24 protein-coding genes are annotated in these 23,189 nt (G+C 33.1%); 7 read left to right on the forward strand and 17 right to left on the reverse strand.

The features are described from left to right. Nucleotides 1–205: 205 nt before the first annotated feature. Nucleotides 206–1,003, reverse strand: a complete 798-nt coding sequence (locus M0M44_RS12325) for a DUF5694 domain-containing protein (RefSeq protein WP_248725909.1) — start codon at nucleotides 1,001–1,003, stop codon at nucleotides 206–208. A 220-nt stretch (nucleotides 1,004–1,223) separates the two neighbouring features. Between M0M44_RS12325 and M0M44_RS12330 the strand changes: the two genes are divergently transcribed. Continuing rightward, a complete protein-coding gene (locus tag M0M44_RS12330) occupies nucleotides 1,224–2,264 on the forward strand; it encodes a sensor histidine kinase (protein ID WP_248725910.1) in 1,041 nt (346 codons plus the stop codon). 3 nt (nucleotides 2,265–2,267) lie between these two features. Continuing rightward, nucleotides 2,268–2,981, forward strand: coding sequence for a LytR/AlgR family response regulator transcription factor (locus M0M44_RS12335; protein WP_248725911.1), 714 nt, complete (start codon nucleotides 2,268–2,270; stop codon nucleotides 2,979–2,981). Between the two features lie 87 nt (nucleotides 2,982–3,068). Here M0M44_RS12335 and M0M44_RS12340 read toward each other — a convergent pair whose 3' ends face one another. The 4 genes from M0M44_RS12340 to M0M44_RS12355 form a co-directional block, all read right to left on the reverse strand. Continuing rightward, the gene (locus M0M44_RS12340) at nucleotides 3,069–3,533 is read right to left on the reverse strand and encodes a DUF1456 family protein (RefSeq protein WP_248725912.1); all 465 of its coding nucleotides are present in this window, start codon (nucleotides 3,531–3,533) and stop codon (nucleotides 3,069–3,071) included. 102 nt (nucleotides 3,534–3,635) lie between these two features. Continuing rightward, a complete protein-coding gene (locus tag M0M44_RS12345; RefSeq protein WP_248725913.1) occupies nucleotides 3,636–4,670 on the reverse strand; it encodes an aminotransferase class I/II-fold pyridoxal phosphate-dependent enzyme in 1,035 nt (344 codons plus the stop codon). A 1-nt stretch (nucleotide 4,671) separates the two neighbouring features. Next, on the reverse strand, nucleotides 4,672–5,682 hold the full coding sequence (locus tag M0M44_RS12350; RefSeq protein ID WP_248725914.1) for a dipeptide epimerase: 1,011 nt from the start codon (nucleotides 5,680–5,682) through the stop codon (nucleotides 4,672–4,674). 27 nt (nucleotides 5,683–5,709) lie between these two features. Beyond that, the gene (locus M0M44_RS12355) at nucleotides 5,710–6,507 is read right to left on the reverse strand and encodes an alpha/beta hydrolase (protein WP_248725915.1); all 798 of its coding nucleotides are present in this window, start codon (nucleotides 6,505–6,507) and stop codon (nucleotides 5,710–5,712) included. A gap of 57 nt (nucleotides 6,508–6,564) precedes the next feature. Between M0M44_RS12355 and M0M44_RS12360 the strand changes: the two genes are divergently transcribed. Beyond that, nucleotides 6,565–6,966: a TerB family tellurite resistance protein gene (locus tag M0M44_RS12360; RefSeq protein ID WP_248725916.1), complete on the forward strand. Its 402-nt coding sequence runs from the start codon at nucleotides 6,565–6,567 to the stop codon at nucleotides 6,964–6,966. On the opposite strand, the gene uvrB is transcribed toward M0M44_RS12360, so the two are convergent. The 11 genes from uvrB to rplS form a co-directional block, all read right to left on the reverse strand. After that, a complete protein-coding gene (gene uvrB, locus M0M44_RS12365) occupies nucleotides 6,963–8,954 on the reverse strand; it encodes an excinuclease ABC subunit UvrB (RefSeq protein WP_248725917.1) in 1,992 nt (663 codons plus the stop codon). The genes M0M44_RS12360 and uvrB overlap by 4 nt on opposite strands. Nucleotides 8,955–9,000: 46 nt before the next feature. Continuing rightward, on the reverse strand, nucleotides 9,001–9,942 hold the full coding sequence (locus tag M0M44_RS12370; RefSeq protein ID WP_248725918.1) for an alpha/beta fold hydrolase: 942 nt from the start codon (nucleotides 9,940–9,942) through the stop codon (nucleotides 9,001–9,003). 82 nt (nucleotides 9,943–10,024) lie between these two features. Further along, nucleotides 10,025–10,261, reverse strand: a complete 237-nt coding sequence (locus M0M44_RS12375; RefSeq protein WP_248725919.1) for a uroporphyrinogen decarboxylase — start codon at nucleotides 10,259–10,261, stop codon at nucleotides 10,025–10,027. A 79-nt stretch (nucleotides 10,262–10,340) separates the two neighbouring features. Then, a complete protein-coding gene (gene rlmF, locus M0M44_RS12380; RefSeq protein WP_248725920.1) occupies nucleotides 10,341–11,291 on the reverse strand; it encodes a 23S rRNA (adenine(1618)-N(6))-methyltransferase RlmF in 951 nt (316 codons plus the stop codon). A gap of 153 nt (nucleotides 11,292–11,444) precedes the next feature. Continuing rightward, complete coding sequence (locus M0M44_RS12385) at nucleotides 11,445–12,107, reverse strand: thiamine diphosphokinase (protein ID WP_248725921.1); 663 nt, start codon at nucleotides 12,105–12,107, stop codon at nucleotides 11,445–11,447. A gap of 117 nt (nucleotides 12,108–12,224) precedes the next feature. After that, nucleotides 12,225–12,671, reverse strand: coding sequence for a DinB family protein (locus M0M44_RS12390; protein ID WP_248725922.1), 447 nt, complete (start codon nucleotides 12,669–12,671; stop codon nucleotides 12,225–12,227). A 1-nt stretch (nucleotide 12,672) separates the two neighbouring features. Then, nucleotides 12,673–13,155 (reverse strand): GyrI-like domain-containing protein, encoded by a 483-nt coding sequence (locus tag M0M44_RS12395; RefSeq protein ID WP_248725923.1) that lies wholly within the window; start codon nucleotides 13,153–13,155, stop codon nucleotides 12,673–12,675. Nucleotides 13,156–13,157: 2 nt separating this feature from the next. Then, nucleotides 13,158–13,979: a DUF4249 domain-containing protein gene (locus tag M0M44_RS12400; protein WP_248725924.1), complete on the reverse strand. Its 822-nt coding sequence runs from the start codon at nucleotides 13,977–13,979 to the stop codon at nucleotides 13,158–13,160. 32 nt (nucleotides 13,980–14,011) lie between these two features. Beyond that, entirely contained in the window at nucleotides 14,012–16,393 is a 2,382-nt protein-coding gene (locus tag M0M44_RS12405; RefSeq protein ID WP_248725925.1) for a TonB-dependent receptor, read from the reverse strand. A gap of 141 nt (nucleotides 16,394–16,534) precedes the next feature. Continuing rightward, on the reverse strand, nucleotides 16,535–18,754 hold the full coding sequence (locus M0M44_RS12410; RefSeq protein WP_248725926.1) for an NADP-dependent isocitrate dehydrogenase: 2,220 nt from the start codon (nucleotides 18,752–18,754) through the stop codon (nucleotides 16,535–16,537). A 281-nt stretch (nucleotides 18,755–19,035) separates the two neighbouring features. Further along, a complete protein-coding gene (gene rplS, locus M0M44_RS12415) occupies nucleotides 19,036–19,386 on the reverse strand; it encodes a 50S ribosomal protein L19 (RefSeq protein WP_144214894.1) in 351 nt (116 codons plus the stop codon). Nucleotides 19,387–19,653: 267 nt separating this feature from the next. On the opposite strand from rplS, the gene M0M44_RS12420 reads away from it, so the two are divergent. Further along, nucleotides 19,654–20,391 carry a hypothetical protein gene (locus tag M0M44_RS12420; protein WP_248725927.1) on the forward strand — a complete coding sequence of 246 codons (738 nt, stop codon included), beginning with the start codon at nucleotides 19,654–19,656 and terminating at the stop codon, nucleotides 20,389–20,391. Between the two features lie 67 nt (nucleotides 20,392–20,458). On the opposite strand, the gene trmD is transcribed toward M0M44_RS12420, so the two are convergent. Further along, complete coding sequence (trmD, locus tag M0M44_RS12425; protein WP_248725928.1) at nucleotides 20,459–21,139, reverse strand: tRNA (guanosine(37)-N1)-methyltransferase TrmD; 681 nt, start codon at nucleotides 21,137–21,139, stop codon at nucleotides 20,459–20,461. A gap of 179 nt (nucleotides 21,140–21,318) precedes the next feature. Between trmD and M0M44_RS12430 the strand changes: the two genes are divergently transcribed. From M0M44_RS12430 to M0M44_RS12440, 3 genes are all read left to right on the forward strand, one after another. Further along, a complete protein-coding gene (locus M0M44_RS12430; protein WP_248725929.1) occupies nucleotides 21,319–21,672 on the forward strand; it encodes a hypothetical protein in 354 nt (117 codons plus the stop codon). A gap of 68 nt (nucleotides 21,673–21,740) precedes the next feature. After that, entirely contained in the window at nucleotides 21,741–22,277 is a 537-nt protein-coding gene (locus M0M44_RS12435; RefSeq protein ID WP_248725930.1) for an NADPH-dependent FMN reductase, read from the forward strand. A gap of 31 nt (nucleotides 22,278–22,308) precedes the next feature. Next, on the forward strand, nucleotides 22,309–23,184 hold the full coding sequence (locus M0M44_RS12440; protein WP_248725931.1) for a sugar phosphate isomerase/epimerase family protein: 876 nt from the start codon (nucleotides 22,309–22,311) through the stop codon (nucleotides 23,182–23,184). Nucleotides 23,185–23,189: the final 5 nt, after the last annotated feature.

The raw sequence follows: 23,189 nt of genomic DNA on the forward strand, positions 1-23,189 counted from the left end.
TTTCCATAGTTCATCCCTGAAAAAACATCTTTTAAATGTGCTTTTTTGACAAAACAAAAAAATAAAATGTATCGTAAAGAGCGCTAAGTTTTTTTATCAAGGCGATAAAAATGCAAAGTTCGCAAAGCTATTTGTATAAAATAACTTTGCGAACTTTGCTTATCCCGATAGCTGTCGGGATTGCGCTCTTTGTAGTTAAAAAAAATTATTTCAAGACAGTTGATAATTCTACGATTTCAAATTCTGGATCATGTGCTAGAAATTCTCTTAGCATTGCAGCGTGTCCGGCTCCAAGTAAAACCATGATTTTATTATCTGAGCTTTCGGTTAATTTTTGAACTAAAGAATACATGTATAAATTTCTTTTGTACCAATTTGAAACTAAAGAAGCACCAGTAAAGTCATCTGGGTTTCCAGTTCTGTTTGCTACTTCTAAATACCATTGAATGTTATCTTCATTAGACGCTTTTTCATTGTAGTAAAGCATAAGATCTGTTAAAGAGCTTTTAGCCATTCTTTCGTTATTATCTTTTACAAACCTTTCTGTCGACTCCGTATTTTTTTTCATTAAATCCTTCTGATTTGCTTTTTCCATTGACATCATCAAGCTATCATAAGGGAAACGGGTACGATAATCAATTCCATACATCTTTTTGTGATTCAGTTTTTTAGCAGTGCGTAATGCTAATTGAGTAATTTCATTTACATCTTTTTTAAGTAAACTGTCGGTGTTTTTATTGTAGTACTTGTCTAACTCAACTTGTTTGCTAAATTTCCATTCTACAAATATTTTGTTTGGACCAAATTTCTTGATTTTGTCACTCATAATTTCGAGCTCTTTTTGGCTTTTCTCAGACATTACATTAAAGGTTTTTATTTTGGCAACATCAAGTCCAGGATTGGCGTAATGAAAAGTACCAACCAATAATATCTGTTTTTTCTTAGTTTGAGAAGAAGTGATGTTAAATGTAATAAGAGCTAATAATAGAATGATTTTTTGCATGATTTTTCGTTTTTAAATTCATGACAAATGTATTCCGTCTTTTGACCTCTGTTTTTTGTTTTTGATGAACATAGAATTTCATTTTATAAACACATGGAATTTGCAGTGTAATAATTTCATGTAAAGTTTTTGATAGTTTATCCCTAAAAAAGCATGATTTAAATAAATGTCATTTTCTATTAAAGGCTTAATTGTATTTTTGAGCTAATTATCAAAAACTATGAAATCAAGAATCCCTTTTTATTACCATATTGTCTTTTTCGTTTTGTTATTTCTAACGTACATTTTCTGGGATATTGGACTTAATGATCAAAAAATAGAAATTGTAATCAAAGCAATATGTTATGGAATTACGCCAACTCATTTGTTAGCAATATTTTGTATTTACATTCTCAATTTTTACTGCTTCTGTGAATGGTTTTTAAACAAAAAGAAATTACTTTTTTATATTCTGACAATTCCAGTTTCGTTATTGCTTTTTGCAGCTGTTCGTTATTTTTTGCAAGAAGTTGTTATGTTTAATATTACCGGAATGCACAATTATTATGAAGAAGCTAGAGAAATAAGTTATTACATAAAAGATAATTTTTTCTTCGGATTGCCGGCTGTCATTTTAAGTGCATTGACTTTTTCGTTTTGGCAGTTCCAGACTGCACAACATCAAAATCAGGAATTGCTTTTGGAAAATAAAAAAGCCGAATTCCAGATGCTAAAAGCACAGGTTAGTCCGCATTTTTTATTTAATACTTTGAATTCTTTTTACAGTCAATTGATTTTAAAAGATGATAAAATGGCTGATGATGTTTTAGTACTTTCTGATTTACTTCGATATGTAATTACCGAAACAGACAAAGATGAAGCGATACTTTCAAAAGAGATTCAATTCATTCAAAACTATATTCATTTGCAAAAGAAAAGATTTGAAGATCAGCTGTTTTTGGATTTTTCTGTTGAAGGGAATTATTCAAACGAAAAAATCATTTCGTCGGCGTTGGTTCACTTTGTTGAGAATGTTTTCAAGCATGGAAAATTTAATAATGAAGATGAAAAAGCCATTATTTCAATTCGAATAAAGGACGATTTTCTAGAAATTTCAACTTTCAATTATTTTATTGAAGGAGAAAATTATTCTTCAACTGGAATTGGTTTTGATAACTTGACAAAAAGGCTAGAATACACGTATAAAGGCCAATTTATTCTTGAAAAAACAGAAGAAAATAATACCTTTAAAACTTACTTAAAAATACCGCTAAAGAAATAATTTATGGCTTTTAAATGCATAATTGTCGACGACGAACCGCCTGCAACTAGAATATTGGAAAATTACATCGGGAAAGTAAATTTTTTGGAGAAAGTTGGCGTTTTTAATGATTCGTTAAAAGCATTAGAATTTCTAAACACGCAATCTGTAGATGTTATTTTTCTAGATATTCAAATGCCTCAATTAACCGGTTTACAGATTTCTAAAATTATTTCTAAAGATATAAAAGTCATTTTTACAACGGCTTATCCAGATTTTGCTCTAGAAGGATTTGAATTAAATGCGGTCGATTATTTATTAAAACCAATTGCATTCGAACGTTTTTATCAAGCCGTTTCTAAACTCAATTCTGAATCCAAAATAGAAGTTTCGAACACTAATAATAGCACTGCACCAGATTTTTTATTTATAAAAACCGATGGTAAAAATAAATTTCAGAAAGTTTTTTTGAAGGACGTTTTATATGTAGAAAGTCTGCAAAATTATGTTTGCATTCATACTGTAAAACAGCAGATTATTACACATTCATCTTTAAAAAATGTAATTGAATCACTTCCAGAAAATGATTTTATTCAAATACATAAATCGTATGTGGTTTCATTGCAACATATAGAATCGACAGATAATTTTTCTGTTTTTATAAATGGAAAAGAATTGCCAATTGGCGCAACTTTTAAAGAAGCTTTTTTTGATAAGATTGAGGAGAATAAGATTTAAAAAGATAGCCACGAATTCTCGAATTTTATTTTCAAAGATTATCAAAAAGAATTCGTGAATTCGTGGCTAAAAAACTTTGCGGTTAAATTATTTCTTATTTTTCCCGTTTTTGAAAACTACTTTTTCTACCACAACTGGTTTTCCATTTCCTTTTGGGAATGCTTTCTTTTTAGGTTTTCCAGCTGATGAACCTGACTTTGAAGAACTTTGATCTCCTCTGTATTTTTCTGAATCTTTTGGAGCTGCTTTAAATTCTGGTCTTTCTTTAGACGTTTCTTTCTTCGGAATTTCAGCTTTATGTTTTGCTAATACATCATTAGGGTTTTTAGGATTTTCTTTAGTTCCTCTTAAATGGATAACCAATCCGTTTAAGAAGTTTCTTAAAACCTGATCGCCACATTCCATATAGTTCGGATGATCTTCTGCTCTAAAAAAAGCGCCCAATTCTGATTTTGAAATTCTAAAATCTACTAATTCTAAAATTTCAATTATTTGGTCATCACGGAGCATCAAAGCCACGCGAAGTTTTTTAAGTATATCGTTATTTGTCATAATTTTTGTTTTAGGTTTTTTTGTTTCAAGTTTCAGGTTTTACCAATCCTTACTCCCAGTTAAAACTTATTATATTTTTGCAAAGGTAGTTTTTTAAAATGATTAAAATTGAGAATTAAATTCATTTAAAACGCCAACCAATTTATCTAAATCTTCTTTTGTATGATTTGCAGTTACTACAATGCGATTAAGCGGTTCAGCTTCTTTGGTGTATTTAAAACTGGCAATAATTATATTTTCGTTTTTTAGTTTGCTAATTAATTCTTTTGGTAATAAATAAATCAAAGGATAATCTGCATCAAACTTAACGTTCTTATTTTTAATTAAAATTGAATCGATATAACTCAAATTATCTTTAAGTTTTTGATGCTGTATTTTATAAATTTCAGAAGCATCAAAAAGTGTTTGTACAAAAGCAGGATTCATTCCTGCGGCGCTTGTAAAGGTTTCAATTTCTTTTATTTCTTTAATGAATTCAGAATCTGAAGCAATGACTCCGCCTGTTAATCCGAAAGCTTTTCCTAGAGACGAAACCAGGATTTTTCTTTTAATTGGAAAGTCAATTAAGGAATAGATTCCAGTACCATTTTTGCCAATAATTCCCAACGAATGAGATTCATCAACAACCAATGTAATTTCTTTCTGATTTGAAATCTGTTTTAAGAAAGATAAATCAACAGGTTTGGTTTGGAATGAAGGAACGCCATCGGTCAAAATGGTTATTTTTTCTGATTTAGAATCTAATAAACGTTCATTCAACTTTTCATTTACAAAAACAGGAAAACTATTCTCCATTTGAATAGCCGAATGAATTTCGTTTAAATGATAAAAATAATCGGTTTGCTTTTTCAATTTTTCTAGAACCAGTTTTCCAGCAAGCATACCAGAAGAAACAGTAACGGAACTTTCTGAGCCAATATGAGACGCTAGAAAGCTTTCGCCTGCATTGTAAGCTGTCAATTGAATATTAGCAGTTCTAGAGCTTCCGTAAGTGGTTCCCCAATTTAAAATATTCTGTATGACTAAATCCCGAAATGCTGTATTTGTTGGAAGTCCCAAATAAGCAGTTCCGCCAAAATACAGATATTGTTTTTGGTCAATTTCAATGATTCGATCTGGAAATTTTTCAACTATCATTTTACAGCAATGTAACTCCTGTTCCGTTAAGATCAGAATAACTTACAACTCCATCTTTAATGGTTACACCAGTTGCAATATCTTCTGCTAAAAGAAGTGCGCCATCCATATCCACATAATCCAATTGAGGAAGTAAATGTGCAATAGCAGAAATTCCAACAGTAGATTCGGTCATACAGCCCACCATTGTTCTTAAGCCTAATTTTTTAGCTTCTTCAATCATGCGTTTTCCGGGAGTTAAACCGCCGCATTTTACCAATTTAACGTTCACGCCATGAAAATGATTGAAGCACTTTGCCACATCTTCTTCAATAATACAGCTTTCGTCTGCAATGACAGGAAGGGCAGAATGTTTAAAAACTTCTTTATGACCTTCCCAATTGTCAGCTTTCATGGGTTGTTCTAAAAATTCAACACCTAATTTTTTTAGTTCAACTGAATTATGGATTGTTTCTTCAACTCCCCATCCACAATTGGCATCAATTCTAAAAATGGCATTGGTATGCTTTCTTAGTTCTTTTACAATTTCAATGTCTTCTTGAGTTCCCAGTTTAATTTTATAAATAGGCCAAGGAAGTTCCTGCATTTTAGAAACCATTTTGTCGATAGAAGCAATTCCGATCGTATAATCTGTCATCGGGTTTTTTTCGGTTGTGTAGTTCCATAATTCATATAATTTCTTGCCTTTTTTGCGAGCATATAAATCATTATAAGCTAAATCTAAAGCGCATAAAGCAAACATGTCGTCTTTTAAATACGGATGAATTTTTGACCAAAACATTTCTGGAGTTTCATTCTCTGTGTTTTCAATAATCGATCTGATTTTCTCCAAATCAGCGATCATCATTGGAACCGTAATATGATAATATGGATTTGAAGTAGCTTCTCCAAAACCAGAAAAATCATCGCTTTGTAATTCAACAATTAGCGAAGGCTGAAAATCAATAGATTCTCTCGAAATAGTGAAAGTGTGTTTTAGTTTGAGATTGTATTCTCTTAAAATTAGTTTCATTAGTATGCGATGTTTTTTATTTTTTAATTAATAGCCCAGCCATAGTATTACTTCTGAAAAATGATCTCTCCAAAGTTTTTCATTGTGCTCTCCACCTTTTACAATTTTAGTTTTATCAAGATGAAAGCAATAGCAGCGTTTTGTATCTAGTAAACGTTTCATTTTGGTTAAATCTTTTACCATATCATCACTTTCTTTATCGCCACAAAGAAAATAGATTTTAGTTTTGATTTTGAGCTGTTTTTCTGTAAAAGTATAAATCTCAGGAGAAAACCAGAATGATGGCGAAAAAACACCTGCTTTTCCAAAAACTTGTGGATATTTTAAAGTTCCATAATAAGCAACCAACCCGCCTAATGAGCTTCCGAAAAGAATGGTGTTTTTTGGTTTTGTTTTGGTTCTGTAATTTTTATCGATATAAGGTTTGAGCGTATTTACAATAAAGTCCAGATAATTATCGGCATTTCCGCCACCGTATTTTTCGTTTTTAAAAGGAGTGAGTTCATCAATGCGTTTTTCATTTCCATGTTCAATTCCTACCACAATTACAGGAGCTTTTAAGCTGTCAAGTTTTTCGTCTACATTCCATTCTCCAGCATAAGAAGTTTTAGCATCAAATAAATTTTGCGCATCAGGCATGTAGATAACGCTGTATTTTTTCTGGATGTCTTTTGAATAGTTTTCAGGAAGATAAATCCATATTTTTTTTGAAGTATGGAGTTGTGAAGCTTCAATGGTAAAAGTTGATACATTCTTTGAAGCGGTACTTTGTGCTTTGCCAATAAGAGTAAATAGAAGTAAAACAGCCAAGAAAATCCTCTTCATCGTCCTTGTTTTGTATTTTTATTTAAAAGCAATAATTTAGCTAAAAATAATAAATTGATGAATACAGAAGCAGAAAAAAGAAGTTTACTTTTAGAAAAGATTACGTTAGCCACTGTAGACGGACAATTGCATAAACGTGAGCTGGATTTTTTAAGACTTGTGGCTTTCGAATTGAATATTAATGAAGATGAATTTCAGGATTTATTTCATCAAGAAGCAAAGTCACTTCCGATACCATCTGAAATGCAGCGTATCCATCAGTTTTACAGATTGGCTTTGTTAATGCATTGTGATGGTGTTTTGCATGAAAGAGAATTTCAGACTATCCAGCAAATCGCTTTACAGATGGGACTAAATCTTTCTGCAGTAAAACGTGTTTTGGAAATGATGAAAAAAGCACCAAATACGGTAATTAATCCGATTGTGTTAATGGAAATTTTTCAGGAACAGCACAATTAAGGAAGCTGTTCCTGTAGTTTTTTAATTTCGTCACGAAGCTTAGCGGCTTGTAAAAAGTCTAGTTCTTTGGCTGCTTTTTCCATCGTTTTACGTTTTTCGCGAATCATTTTTTCTAATTCAGCTTTAGATAAATAGGCGGTTTCTGGCTCAGCAGCAACAGGAATTGGATGACCTAATTCGTATTCTACCAATGGATTTTTGGTGAATGCGCTTTCAATTTTCTTGTTTAGAGCTTGAGGAGTTATATTATTTTCTACGTTGTAATTAATCTGTTTGGTTCTTCTGTAATTGGTTTCGTCAATTGTTCGCTGCATACTAGCTGTAATTTTATCAGCATACATAATTGCTTTACCATTTAAGTTTCTCGCCGCACGACCAATAGTTTGCGTCAAAGATCTATGATTACGTAAGAAACCTTCTTTGTCGGCATCTAAAATAGCAACAAGCGAAACTTCGGGTAAATCTAAACCTTCACGAAGTAAGTTTACTCCAATAAGAACATCAAAAATACCTTTTCGCAAGTCTTGCATGATTTCGATACGTTCTAAGGTATCAACTTCAGAATGTATGTAACGGCATCGAATGCTTACTTTTGTTAAGTATTTGGCCAATTCTTCGGCCATTCTTTTGGTTAAAGTCGTAACGAGAACTCTTTCGTCTAATTCGCAGCGAATCTGAATTTCTTCAATCAAGTCATCAATCTGATTTAAGCTTGGACGAACTTCAATTTCGGGGTCTAGTAATCCAGTCGGGCGAATAATCTGCTCGACATAAATACCATCCGATTTCTGCAATTCGTAATCTGCAGGAGTTGCAGAAACATAAATAACCTGATTTTGCAACGCTTCAAATTCTTCAAATTTCAAAGGTCGGTTGTCCATTGCTGCAGGAAGACGGAAACCATATTCAACCAAGTTTTCTTTTCGGCTTCGGTCACCTCCGTACATGGCGTGAACTTGCGAAACGGTCACGTGACTCTCATCAACAACCATTAAATAATCACTTGGGAAATAATCTAACAAGCAGAACGGTCTTGTTCCAGCTTCACGTCCGTCAAGATATCTTGAGTAATTTTCAATTCCAGAACAATATCCTAACTCGCGGATCATCTCTAAATCGAAATTGGTTCTTTCTTCCAAACGTTTCGCTTCAAGATGTTTTCCAATTTCTTTAAAATAATCGACTTGTTTCACCAAATCCTGCTGAATCTGCCAAATCGCGCCTTGTAAAACTTCTGGAGAAGTCACAAACATATTGGCAGGATAAATAGTTAAGCGCTGAAATTTTTCAATTACCTGAGAAGTTTTGGCATCAAATGCCTCGATTTCTTCAATTTCATCTCCAAAAAAATGAATTCTATACGCATCATCTGCATAACTTGGATAAACTTCGACCGTATCTCCTTTAATTCTGAAAGTTCCAGGATTAAAATCGGCTTCAGTTCTGGCATATAAACTCTGAACTAAACTATGCAATAATTTTGTTCTCGAAATAACCTGATCTCTTTTAATTTCAATTACGTTTTTCTGAAATTCGACAGGGTTTCCGATACCATATAAACAAGAAACAGAAGCTACAACCAAAACGTCACGTCTTCCTGAAAGTAGGGAAGAAGTGGTGCTTAAACGCATTTTCTCCAATTCTTCATTGATAGATAAATCTTTTTCAATGAAAACCCCAGTTACGGGCATGAAAGCTTCTGGCTGATAATAGTCGTAGTAAGAAACGAAGTACTCCACCGCGTTGTTTGGAAAAAACTGTTTGAACTCCGAATACAACTGCGCTGCTAAAGTTTTGTTGTGAGCCAAAACTAAAGTGGGTCTTTGCACTTCCTGAATAACATTGGCAACAGTAAACGTTTTTCCGGAACCGGTAACTCCTAATAATGTTTGGTATTTATCTCCGTCAACCACACCTTGTGCCAATTTTTGTATGGCTTGTGGCTGATCTCCTTTTGGACTATATTCTGAAGAAACTTGAAATTTCATTTGCGGTGGCTGAAAATTTGTTTTGTAAAGATACGAACTTTGAATGCTAATCTAAAAAATTAATAATAGCGTCATTTACAATCTTGGGCTGATCAATAGTTAGAAAATGCCCTGCATCTTTGATGATTTTAGTTTCACTTTTTGATAAATGTTTCTGCGCCCTTTCTAGGCTTTCTTCTGAATTAATTACGTCTTTATCCCCAATTAAAACCAAAACAGGATTTTGAATAGATTCTAATTCTTTGTCTGAAAACGGGAGCATTTTTAACATGCTGGAATTGGATTTTGCGTATTTGTTGGCTAAATAAAATTGTCTCTTGTAAATACGGCTTATGTTTTCAGGATGAGTTGAAAAGGTGTTTAATGTTTTACTGAATTTCTTTTCGCTCGGAAAAAGTTTCAGCATTAATGCAGAAGTCGTTTTTCTCGGTTTATCAAGAAATTTAAAAGTTTGCGCAGGACTTAATAAAACAATTTTGTCGATCGAATTTGGTTTTTGAGTAGCTAACAATGTAGCAATCCAACCGCCTCGTGAAGCACCGATTAGATCCAATTTCTTTAATTTATAATGGTCGAAAATTTCATTATAAAAAACTACAATATCATCAGATGAAAGCGGTTTTGCAGTTAAATTGGATTTGTTGGGTTCCATGATAAAATCGATGGCGTAAATGCGATGATTTTTGGACAGAACTTTAATGTTCGGATACCACATGGTAGAGCTGGCATCCATTCCGTGAAGTAACACTAGGCTTTTCCCGTTTTTTGGCCCTGCAATTACAATATGTGCGGTTCCAAAACTTGTTTTTACGTCTTCTTCAGTATATGGAATATTCCAAAGTTTTAAAGCTTTGTCGTAAGCAGTTTGGTATTTTGTCTCTTCGGCTTTTGTTTTAAAAACGTAATCGTCAAATTTTGCTTTTTTTGAAGCACAACTTGTCACTAAAAAAAGTACAATTGCTAAGCGGGAATATAGTCTTAATATCATAATAAAATTCAATTTTCAGCTTAAAGTTACGATTAGAGTAGGTGAAAAGGTTATCAGAATTTTATTTTAATATATCATAATTTTAAGATTTATCGTTTTTGGCGGTCAAATAATAAATCTGTACAAAAGCTAAAATCGCGTTAGGAATAATTACAGGCCAAAGCCATTGATTAAAATCTCTATAGTCGTTTAAAAAAATGCCGTAAATGACAAAACAGATACAGCCAAACATATTAATGAATCGGATTGCTCTGAGGTTTTTTAGCAAAAAACCTCCAACGATAAATACAGACGCGAGATAACCAATATATTCTGCCATAATCTTGATTTTAAATAGTTTACAATAAATGTAGCGAAAGCTAATTATAAAATCAAGGTTTTGTTTGGAAATGAGTGTTTTACAAGAATTGTTTTTGGGATTTTGGATTTTCAAAAAAACTCCAAGCCACAATTCGGCTATTTTTTTGCCCTTGAGACATTTCGATTGTTTTGACAGAAACGGCGTTTACTTTTTTCAATATTTTGTAGATCGAAGAAAGATTTTCTTTTTTAGAAACTAAAGTGGTGAACCATAAAACTTGCGAAGGATATTTAGCACTTTCGTAAATCATCTGTGTGATGAATCCGATTTCGCCACCGTTGCACCATAATTCGGCATTTTGTCCCCCAAAATTCAAAACGGGATTTGTATTTCTTTTTTCTTTTGGATTAAGATTAGAAACTTTTCTAGAAGTACTTTTATTCGCTTCCTCAGCAGATGCATGAAAAGGCGGATTACACATCGTGAATGTAAAACGGTCTTCGGGCGTGATAATGTTTTTAAAAATAAATCGGGGTTCAGTTTGTTGTTGCAAACTAATAGAATCGATTAATTCTGGATTGGCTTCGATAATTTTACTGCAATTTTCAATTGATTTTTGGTCAATATCTGTTCCAACAAAACTCCAGCTATAAATAGAATTTCCTAATATCGGATAGATTAAATTTGAACCTGTGCCGATATCTAATCCTAAAACAGATGAGGTTTCTGGAATTTGATTATTATTGCTTTCTGCCAATAGATCGGCGATATAATGAATGTAATCTGTACGTCCTGGAATTGGCGGGCAAAGATAATTTTTAGGAATATCCCAGTTTTGAATACCGTAATAGGTTTTCAGTAAAGCCTTGTTTAATGTTTTTACGGCAGACGGATTGCTGAAATCAATAGTTTCGATTCCGTATTTATTTACAGAAATAAAAGCTTCCAATTCTGGACAATTTGAAATCAGTTTTTCAAAATCATATCGGTTTTGATGAAGATTTCTTGGGTGTAAATTGCTTTTTTCGGAATTGTTTTCTGCTTTCATTTTTCTTTGGTTTCGATTGCAAAGATAGGTATTCCTTTTTTGAAGAAAGAGTTGTTTTGAAAATGAGTGCCTAGCCCTGATGGGAGCGGCATCCTTTTGTGTCTCGTTTTTTAACGAGACACAAAAGATATAGCGGACAGCAGGTTTATGCTTCTAATCAAAACACTCCATTAAAAGCAAATCGCCTTCACGATGTGTAATGGTTACAATGCCATCTTTTTCGACAGAATTACTGCTTCCGGTTCTGTAACCCATTGTAAGCGTATCGTTGTTTAATTCGTACTTTAAATTGGCAGAAGAAATTCCGTTTACAACACCAATTGGGATTAACGAAATAGGTGTTTTTGCGGTATACCACTTTTCGAATTTCTCTGGTAAAAGGAATATTTTTGAATGATCGTCGAGAATTACAATTTTAAGTAAATTGCGATAACGAACGATATTAGTAAGATTGGTAATCGTATGATCGGCACGTCTTCCAGTTGCCCAAACCACATTTACAGCTGGAATTTTTCTATCGATAAGATAATCAAAAGCCTTTTCTAGATCTGTTTTATCTTGATCTGGTGTATGAACGATTTCGATTGGAAATTGCGAAGTTTTATAAATTTCAGGATCAAAACCACGGTCAAAATCACCCAATAAAACATCGACTTTTATGCCTAGGTCAATCACTCTTTCAATAGCCGAATCTAAAACAACTACTAGTGGAGACCATTCTAACAATTGTCCTAATAGTTCTGGATCGCAGGCTGCGCCATTTGCAATTATTAAAGCGGGTTCCTGATCGTCGCGAACTATATGGTGTGATGACATAAGCGTTTTTTTGAGTGTAGTGCAAAGGTACGGTTACCATTTTAGATTTTAGATTTTAGATTTCAGATTTTTTGAAATCTTAGTAAAAGTCTAAGCTCTACAATCTATATTGTAAAATCAGAAATCAAGAAGTCTTCTATGGTAATTGATTTGTCCTAAATGATACGCTAAATGCGCTGAAAGATGAATTAAGAAAAAGCCTGTTGTCATTTCTTTTTCAAAAACAATCTGCGGATAAATCTGTTCTAAATCTTTTTCAGTTAAGGAATCTAAACTTTTATTGATAACGTCAATTGTACTTTCGATTTTTGAAATTAATTCAGATTTTGGGATATCTTTTAATGAAAATTCCAAAGGACGATTTCGCACATAGCCTGTTTTACCTATTTCTGCACCAATGTAAGTATTTAGATTTCCAATTAAATGCAGACATAAATTTCCTGCCGAATTGGAGATGTTTTTATCTATTACCCAAATTTGTTTTTCGAATTCGTAAGATTCGATCTCAAATTTTAGTTTGTTAAGATCTCTATTAAAAAGAATTTTGAGTGATTCTATAACCATTTTAATTTCTGCTTTTTATTGGTATCCAAATTTCTTCTTCAGAAGTTGGATCGTCTTTTTTGTATTTTTCATTCATTACAGCAAAATGCGGTCTGTCATCTACTGTATATTCAGAATTTGGAAGCCATTCTGCAAAAATGTAATGATACGTTTTATGCGCTTCTGCTACTGGGCCTGAATGAAGAAAAACAGCGTATAGACCGGCAGGAACAATTAAGGTTTCCATTCCTTCTGGAATAGTTGAATAATCTGAAACTTCTACCGCAGCCCATTTCTGGAAACTGTCATTAGGATCAAAATTATCAAAATGATTTTCTGCATAAACTTCTAGAGAATATAAATTGGCATCAATAGCATTTTTTATTTCTTTTCGATTTGGCATAAAACCATTCCATAATTGAAAAGTTTTATTCTCGATAAATGACATTTCGATAAAATGTCCAACGAGTTTTTTCTCGGTTAAGGTTTTGATGATGGGTAGCATAATTACTCAATTTTGTATTTCTGTGTACTGGTTTCGCTTAGAGAGAAATACCCAAGCGGATAATTATTTTTGTCTGTTGTGTTGATGATGTTTCCTTTTACGGTCGCTGGCGGCGATTGAAACGGACCTCCAATATTACTTCCTGCTATACTTACCAAGATGTTCATGTAATTATAATATTGCTTAGAAATCCCGTAATGCGTTACCTCGACTTCATCTCCTGCTTTTAAATCTTCATCAATGGCGCTGCTGAAAATTTCATTTCCTTGATAGAATTTATCTTCAGAAACATAATAATTTGAAGTTACTTTATTCGAATAAACATATTTAAATAAATAAAAATTGTCTTCATCTGCAGGATCTGTAAAGTAAGCTTTTATTTCGATATCTTCTCCTGTAAAACCGCTGTTATTTTTTTGTTCGATTCGAGTAATTGGTGCAACCGATTTTAAAATTTCAGATGCTGTATAAGTGTTTCCTTTGTCGATAACAGTTAAAGCATATTCTTCATTAATTTCAGGTTTAAAATTAGGGCAGATGTAACGCCCTGTATTATTAAATTCAATAAAATTAAATTTCTGATTTTTGCTATTTGTCACATAAACCACCGCATTTGATACCGCAGGAATTACATCCTCAAAATAGCCTGTTGTCGAGGTTAATCTGATAACTTGTTGTTTTCCAGAAGTGCCTTTTTCCCAAGTTATAGCAGCTTCAATCACCAGTTTTGGAGGAGCAGTGTTTAAGTCAACATCAACTACTTCTTCGCAACTAGTGAAAAGCAATGATGTAAAAAATACGATTAAAAAAACTAATTTTCTCATAAGCTTATTTTTAGTTTTTGAACTGATTTTTTTTAGAATTTGAAATTATAACTTACCGCAGGAACAATTCCAAAAATGGATAATTTTACTGCTTCATTTGCCCCCGTATCAACATTTTGCCTAAAGTTGATTGAAGCGGCATTCTTTCGATTGTAAAGATTGTAAATACTGAAAACCCATTCGCCTTTCCAGTTTCTATTTTTGTTGTTGCGCGGCGTTAAAGTTGCAGAAATATCCAAATGATTATAAGAAGGAAGTCGATTTTCGTTTCGTAAACCATAACTTGGAACTATAATGCCTAAATATTGATACTGCCCGTTCGGATACGTTACTGGCTGTCCTGACTGCAATGCAAAGTTAGCACCAAATGACCATTTTTCGTTTAAATTGTATGCAGATGTAATAGCTAAATTATGTGTTTTGTCATAAGCTGATGCGTACCATTTACCATTGTTAATGCCAATTTCTTCTGGAGTTCTTCCTGGAGTTTGTTGTTCAGATCTGGAGAGTGTGTACGAAATCCAGCCATTAAAACGGCCTTTGTTTTTCTTTATCATCAGTTCTAAACCATATGAGCGCATCTGACCATTTAAAATAACCTGTTCTATGGCATTGTTGGCAATTAAATCGGCTCCATCTATATAATCTAGTCTGTTTTGTATTTTTTTGTAAAAGGTTTCTACTTCTAGAGAATAAGCGTCATTATAAATATTTCTAAAATAACCTAACGCCACCTGATCTGCAAGTTGAGGTTTAATGTAATTATCACTCGGCATCCAGACATCCAGCGGAGTAGGAGATGAGGTGTTGGAAATCAATTGAAGATATTGCGCCATTCTATTATAACTCGCTTTTAGAGCTTGTTCTTCATTTAATTGGTACGAAATAGAAAAACGTGGTTCAAGATTGTTGTAACTCTGAATGACTTTATTTTTGCCAAAATATTGTGTTGAAGTTGGTGTGCCTTTTTCGTAAATCTGCATTTCGGTATTAAAAACTACAGCTTCATTGTTATCATAGTAATTAATAGTGGAAGCACCTAATCTGTAAAATAAGCTGTACCGTAATCCGTAAGCGACAGTAATTCTTTTAGAAATCTGACTTTCGGCATCTAAATAAATAGAAGGCTCAAAAGCATATTTTCTATCTAATTGATCTGGATTAATACCAGAATCTTCCCCAGTTGGTTTTATGGTTCCTGGATTAAAGTTGTAATAAATTCCATTAACGCCATAATTCAGTTTTAATTTGTCTGAAAGATAATGTTTGAAATCGTACTTGATGTTATAGTTTTTGATTCCTGAATCCCAATTGAAACCTACAAAATCAAGATCTAATCCGTAATAGTAATCACTGTAAATTAAGGATAGATTAGAGAATAATTTATCAGAATACAGATGATTCCATCTCAGATTTAAAGTTGAATTTCCGTACGTATTGGTAAAGCTTTTGTTTAACCTGAAAACGTCTCGACCAAAATATCCAGATAAATACAAACTGTTATTATCATTAAGTTTATAGTTTAATTTGGTATTTAAATCATAAAAATAAGCAGCATTGTCTTTGTTATCTTGAGAAAGTTTAAGAAAAAGGTGCGCGTATGAAGCTCTTCCGCCAATCAAGAAAGAACCTTTGTCTTTTACAATTGGACCTTCTGCCAGTAAACGGCTTGAAATTAATCCGATACCGCCATTCATATGAAAATCTTTACTGCTCCCGTCTTTTTGATAAATTTCTAAAACCGAAGAAGCTCTTCCGCCGTAGCGTGCCGGAATTCCGCCTTTATACAGTTTTAAATCTTTAATAGCATCAGGATTAAAAACAGAAAAGAATCCGAAAACGTGGGACGAATTAAAGATGGTTGCTTCATCTAAAAGAATAAGATTCTGGTCGGCCCCGCCTCCGCGGACATTAAATCCGGAAGCTCCTTCACCCGCATTGGTAACGCCAGGAAGTAATAAAATAGATTTCAAGACATCAACTTCTCCTAAAACAACAGGCATTTTTTTTATGGTCGAAATAGAGAGTTTGTTCACACTCATTTCTGGTGATTTGATATTTGCTTTGCTTTTGTTTTCGGTAATGATGACTTCTTGAAGTTCTTCGCCACCTTCTTTAATCGAGAAATTACTTTTTATATTCTGATCTAAAACAATATTTTTTTGAATGGTTTGATAGCCAACGTAACTAATTTCGATTTCATATTCGCCTTTTGGTACAGAAAGAGAATAAAAGCCGTATTCGTTGGTTGTGGTTCCAATTTTTAAAGCTGGAATAAAGACATTAACTCCAATTAAAGTTTCGTTGTTTTTGCTGTCGCTGATAGTTCCGCTTAGAGTAAATTTTTCCTGCGCAAATGAGGTGAAGATCGTAAGAATAAAAAGAAGAAATGTGCAGGTATTTTTTGTAATCATTATATTGATTTTGATTTACATAGATAATGAATTCTTACTAAATATTCTTACGGAACTTTTGTTAAACATAAGTTAAGATGAAAAAAGGACAACCTTGTGAGTTGTCCCTTTTGTTTATTTAAAAATACAGTGTATTCTAAATTATTTGATTTTAGCAACAATACCGTTGAAAGTTTCACTAGGACGCATTGCTTTGCTTACTAACTCAGGAGTTGGCTGGTAGTAACCTCCAATGTTTTGTGCTTTTCCTTGAGCCCCAATTAATTGTTCATTGATTTTAGCTTCGTTAGCTTCAAATTCAGCAGCAATTGGAGTAAAGATTGCTTTCAATTCAGCATCTTTAGTTTGAGCTGCCAAAGCTTGAGCCCAATAGAAAGCTAAATAGAAGTGAGATCCACGGTTATCAATCTGACCCACTTTACGAGCTGGAGATTTATCGTTAGCTAAGAATTTATCATTAGCTTGATCTAAAGTCTCAGATAAAACAATCGCTTTAGAATTATCTAAAGTCTGTCCTAAATGCTCTAAAGAAGCACCAAGAGCTAAAAACTCTCCTAATGAATCCCAACGTAAGTATCCTTCTTCTGTAAATTGCTCAACGTGTTTAGGAGCAGAACCTCCAGCACCAGTTTCAAACAATCCACCACCATTCATTAAAGGAACGATAGAAAGCATTTTAGCAGAAGTTCCTAATTCTAAGATAGGGAATAAATCTGTTAAGTAGTCACGTAAAACGTTTCCAGTTACAGAGATAGTATCTAAACCTTTGATGATTCTGTCTAAAGTAAATTCTGTAGCAGCAATTGGGTTTAAAATACGGATATCTAAGTTTGTAGTATCGTAGTCTTTAAGGTATTTTTGAACTTTTACGATTAATTCTCTATCGTGTGCTCTGTTTTCGTCTAACCAGAAAACAGCAGGAGTACTAGATAAACGAGCTCTGTTTACAGCCAATTTAACCCAGTCTTGAATAGGAGCATCTTTTGCTTGACACATTCTAAAAATGTCATTAGCTTCAACATTTTGCTCCATTAATACATTTCCATTTTGGTCAACCACACGTACAACACCATCGCCTTTAATTTGGAAAGTTTTGTCGTGAGATCCGTATTCTTCTGCTTTTTGAGCCATTAATCCAACGTTAGGAACACTTCCCATTGTTTTCGGGTCAAAAGCACCGTGTTTTTTACAGAAATCGATAGTTGCAGTGTAAACTCCAGCATAAGATCTATCTGGAATAACAGCAAATGTATCTTGTGCTTTACCTTCTTTGTTCCACATTTGTCCAGAAGTACGGATCATTGCTGGCATAGAAGCATCAACAATTACGTCTGAAGGAACGTGTAAATTTGTAATTCCTTTATCAGAGTTAACCATAGCCAAAGCTGGTCCGTTAGCGATTGCTTGATCGATAGCTGCTTCAACTTCTGCTTGCTCAGGTCTTCCAGCAATTTTAGCATAGATATCACCTAAACCGTTTCTTGTGTCAACGTTTAATTCAGCAAATAAAGAAGCGTATTTTTTGAAAACATCTGCAAAATATACTTCAACGATAGCGCCAAAGATAATTGGATCAGAAACTTTCATCATTGTAGCTTTTAAGTGTACAGAAAGTAAAACTCCTGCAGCTTTAGCTTCAGCAATTACATCAGCAGCAAAAGCTTTTAATTTACTTACGCTTAAAACAGAGCTGTCAATAATTTCTCCAGCTTTAAGCGGAGTACTTGCTTTAAGAACAGTTGCAGTTCCGTCTTTAGCAACAAATTCGATTTTTACATCATTAGCTTCATTTACAGTTAGTGATTTTTCACTTCCGTAAAAATCACCGCCTGACATAGAAGCCACTTTAGTTTTTGAGTCAGCAGACCAAGCACCCATAGAGTGCGGATTTGCTTTTGCAAAGTTTTTAACTGCTCTTGGTGCTCTACGGTCAGAGTTTCCTTCACGTAAAACTGGGTTTACAGCAGAACCTAATACTTTTGCATATTTAGCTTTAATTTCCTTTTCAGCATCGTTTTGTGGATCTTCTGGGAAATTTGGTACGTTGTATCCGTGAGATTGTAATTCAGCAATAGCCGCTTTTAATTGAGGTACAGATGCTGAGATGTTTGGTAATTTGATAATGTTTGCTTCTGGCTGAGTTGCTAATTGGCCTAATTCTGCCAATGCATCTCCAGTTTTTTGAGCATCTGTCAAAGAATCTGGGAAATTTGATAAAATTCTTCCTGCCAGCGAAATATCTCTGGTTTCGATTTCAATTCCAGCTGTTGCTGTAAAAGCTTGAACAATTGGTAACAAAGAGTAAGTTGCCAATAACGGCGCCTCATCAGTTAAGGTGTAAAAAATTTTTGATTTATTCATTTTCTTTTTTTTTTTATAATCGTATCGTCAGGAGTTAACGATGTAAAAGATATATTCGGCTCAAAATGAGCGGAGCAAATATAATAAAATCACAACGAAAACGGTTGAGTTTTCCCGAGAAAAGACGAAATTAACAGATTGTTATTTCGAGCTCGTTAAATTGCTAATTCGATGATTTTGGTATTAAAAAATTACAGTTTTGTTAGTAGTGGAAATAGAACATAAAAAAAACTCGTTTCAAACAATATGAAACGAGTTTTTTATAACATTTTGATAAATGATTATCTTCTTTTATCTTTAATCTTAGCTTTTTTACCAGTAAGTTGTCTGAAGTAGAAAATTCTAGCTCTACGTACAGCACCTTTCTTGTTCACTTCGATTTTTTGTAAAGCTGGTAAGTTTACTGGGAAGATACGCTCAACACCAACAGATCCAGACATTTTACGGATAGTAAAAGTTTCTGTGTTACCAGAACCTCTTCTTTGAATTACAACTCCTTTAAAAAACTGAGTTCTTGTTTTTTCACCCTCTTTAATTTCGTAGAAAACAGTAATTGTGTCTCCAGCTCCGAAATCTGGGAAATCTTTTTTAGCAACGAATTCGTCTTGAACGAATTTTAATAAATCTGCCATGATAATTTAAATTATGGTTTTTATATTAGAGCAACATTCACGGATCTCGCCAGAGGTTGGTCAAATTCGGGTGCAAATGTAGAAAATAATTATAAATTATGAATTATAAATTGCAAATTATTTTAACTATCTGATAAAATGTGTTTTACAACTCTAATTAACGGTTGTTTTGAAATTGAGATGCACTCAGAAAACACTGATTTTACAGATAGAGAAAAGTAAAATCTTATCTTCGTAAATAGTATTGCAATAATAATATAAAACCGAATGAATAAAAATTATATGAAAGAATATATCGAGTTTTCTAATGAATTTAGGAAATCGAACGGTTCGAAGGAAAGTGTTGAGAAAATCTATGATCTTTTATATGAATTGGAAAGTATCGAGAAAAGCAAGCAGGAAAATTTAGTTCTTTCAAATGTTTATATTCTTTTGGGTTTTCATAGATCAGCATATGAAACTTTTAAAGAAGCTGCAGATTCAAAAAACACAAAAGATGCTTCTAAATTGTATGTTTTGGAGCAGAAAGCGAAATCGCATGAAAATAATTTTATTATAAAAGATCTTAGGAAACTTAGAGGGGAAAAAGAGAAAGTGCAATTAGTTTTGAGTGATTTCTCACAGTCAAAAAAAGACGAAAAGAAATTTAAAATTAAAAACAAACATATTGTTGTATTTAACAAGGTTCTTGAAAAGGGTAAATTTTCAATTTGCTTGCCAAATAATCGTATTAAAGAGTATTTTGATAAAATAGTTGAACACATTAATTGGCTTTCAAATTGTAAAAACGAATTAATTGATTTTTATAACAAAGAACAATTTGATTTGCAAATTAGAGCAGATATTGACTGGTATGATACTTTAGAATTATATCGAATTTTAATAATTATTAATGATGATGATGTTTTCACATCTGTTACTGCCGGAGATGATTTTTACCGAGATCATTTGTTGGAGATAGAACTATCCGGAAATAAAATTACGTCTATGAATTATAATGGATAGATTTTAGTCTCAGTCACAGTTTTCGGTCGAATTCACTGAAAATTGAAAACTGTGACTGAATGCTTTTTTAATGTCCTTCCAACAAATCTGGACGTCTATTTTTAGTATGTTCATACGCCATGTCCTCGCGCCATTTATCGATTTTGGCAGCGTGTCCGCTGGTTAAAACTTCTGGCACTTTCCATCCTTTATAATCTGCAGGTCTTGTATAAATTGGTCCTGAAAGTAAATTGTCCTGAAAACTATCTGTTAATGCTGAAGTTTCGTCACTTAAAACTCCTGGAATTAATCGGATTAAGGCATCAGATAAAACTATGGCACCCAATTCTCCTCCTGACAAAACATAATCGCCAATTGAGATTTCTTTTGTAATAAAATGATCTCTAACTCTTTGATCAACACCTTTGTAATGTCCGCATAAAATGATAATGTTTTCATACATTGACATTTTATTGGCCATTTTTTGGTCTAAGGTCTCGCCGTCTGGTGACATATATATTACTTCGTCATATTCTCGCTGACTTTTCAAATGCGTAATACAATCATCAATAGGCTGAATTGTCATTACCATACCCGCTCCGCCGCCAAAAGGATAATCATCTACACTTTTTTGTCTATTTGTGCTGTAATCACGAAGATTGTGAAAATGCACTTCGACCAAACCTTTATCAATGGCGCGTTTCATAATTGAGGCCTCAAACGGACTTCTTAATAATTCAGGTAAAAGTGTAATAATGTCAATTCGCATCTTTATTCGATAATTTTCTTGCTGGCAAAGATACAAATAATGCAGAGAGTCTTTTGGTAATAATTATATAACATAATTTTTGAATTGTATAAAATTTAAAGTAATAACTTTATTTATTATTACAATGTTGATAATCAAAGAATAACAGCCAAATGCCGAACGTAAATTTAAACTTAGTTATGAAAAAAACAATGCTAATTCCCGCTGTATTTGCGCTCTTTATGTCGTGTGCAAGTACCAATACGGCAAGTGTAGCTGTGGGAGAAGAAAAATCGAAAGTGCTCAAAGTTCTAGGTAATCCGGTAAGGACCTTAGATAATAATCAAAATGGAGAAATACTAGTCTATGCAGATCAGGTTTTTTCTGAAGACGGAACAACGTCATTGGCCGGATCAAATTACTGGCGTTACAATTATGTCTATATAAATACAGGTGGTAAAGTGACAGCAACACGACAAGAAAAACAAAATTATCCGCCGCAAGCAATTGATTCTGTAAAAATGGAAGGACTAAACCTATTGACTTCTAAGTGATTTTTTTGCCTATATTTTTAAACAATTCGTATTTTTAGATTTATTTAGAAATACGAATTGTTTGTTTAATGACTTCACCAAAAATAAAAATCCTTGCCATATCTGGAAGTACGAGAAGTAATTCCAGTAATTTCAAAATTCTGAAATACATTTCAAATTGCTTAAAACCTAATTTTGAAATAGAAATTTTTGAAGATTTAGAGCGTCTACCTCATTTTAATCCAGATTTAGATACTGATAATCCTCCGCAAGAAATCATTTCATTTAGAAATAAAATAAGAGATGCTGATGGTGTTATTATTTGCACGCCCGAATATGTGTTTAGCCTGCCGGGAAGTTTAAAAAATGCTTTAGAATGGTGTGTTTCAACCACTATTTTTTCAAACAAAAACACCGGCCTTATTACAGCTTCTGCCTCTGGAGAAATGGGACATGAGCAACTTTTGCTAGTAATGAAAACACTTGAAGCAAAATTTGATGATAGAATACAGCTTTTAATTCAAGGAGTACGTGGAAAAGTGAATGCTGAAGGAGAAATCGTTTCGGATCAAACCGCCAAAGCACTTCAAAATTTTGCAGAAAACTTTAAGAATCAATTTTTATAATATATTTACTTTCTGAAATTTATATCATAAAATGATTAGCAGAAGAAATTTTATCGTAACCGCAGGTCTTGCTACAACAGCTGTTTTGGCTTCACCATCATTTGCATTTTCTATGAATAAAAAAGAAATAGGTTTACAATTGTACACGCTTCGCGAAGAACTTCCGAAAGATGTCAAAGGAACTTTAGAAAAAGTTACTAAAGCGGGTTATAACAACGTCGAAACATACGGTTTTTCGACAAAAGATCAGTTTTGGGGATTAACGCCAAAAGAATTTAAAAAGATCTTAGATGATAATGGATTGAAAGCCGCTAGCGGACATTATAATTTAGGAAGCTTTTTGTATGATGGAAACACGACGGAATTAATTGCTTCAATTGAAGCTGCGAAAACTCTAAAAAGCGAATTTCTAACTGTTCCGTGGGTCGATGAACCTTTTAGAAGAAATATTGAAGATTATAAAAAGATAGCAGCTCGTGTAAATGAAGTCGCAAAAATGTGTAAAAGTGCAGGTTTGAAACTGGCATATCATAATCATGATTTTGAATTTCAAAAACACGATGGAATTACTGGTTTTGAAATCTTATTAAAGGAAACGGACAAAGATTTGGTCTTTTTTGAATTGGATTTGTATTGGGTAATTCATTCTGGCAATGATCCTTTAAAATTATTCAGAGAAAATCCTAACCGATTTAAAATGTGGCACGTAAAAGATAAAGACAAAACAAATAATGATCTGAATACAGAAGTTGGTTCTGGAACAATCGATTTTAAACCTTTATTCGCGGCAGCAAAACAATCGGGAATGATTCATTTTTTTGTAGAACAGGAGAATAATTTTGCTTCAAATTCTTTTGAATCGATTAAAACGAGCTGTGATTTTATTTCAAAAAATTTAATCTCGTAAATTGA

Origin of the sequence: Flavobacterium humidisoli, assembly GCF_023272795.1 — a bacterium.
In the GTDB taxonomy this organism is placed as follows: domain Bacteria; phylum Bacteroidota; class Bacteroidia; order Flavobacteriales; family Flavobacteriaceae; genus Flavobacterium; species Flavobacterium humidisoli.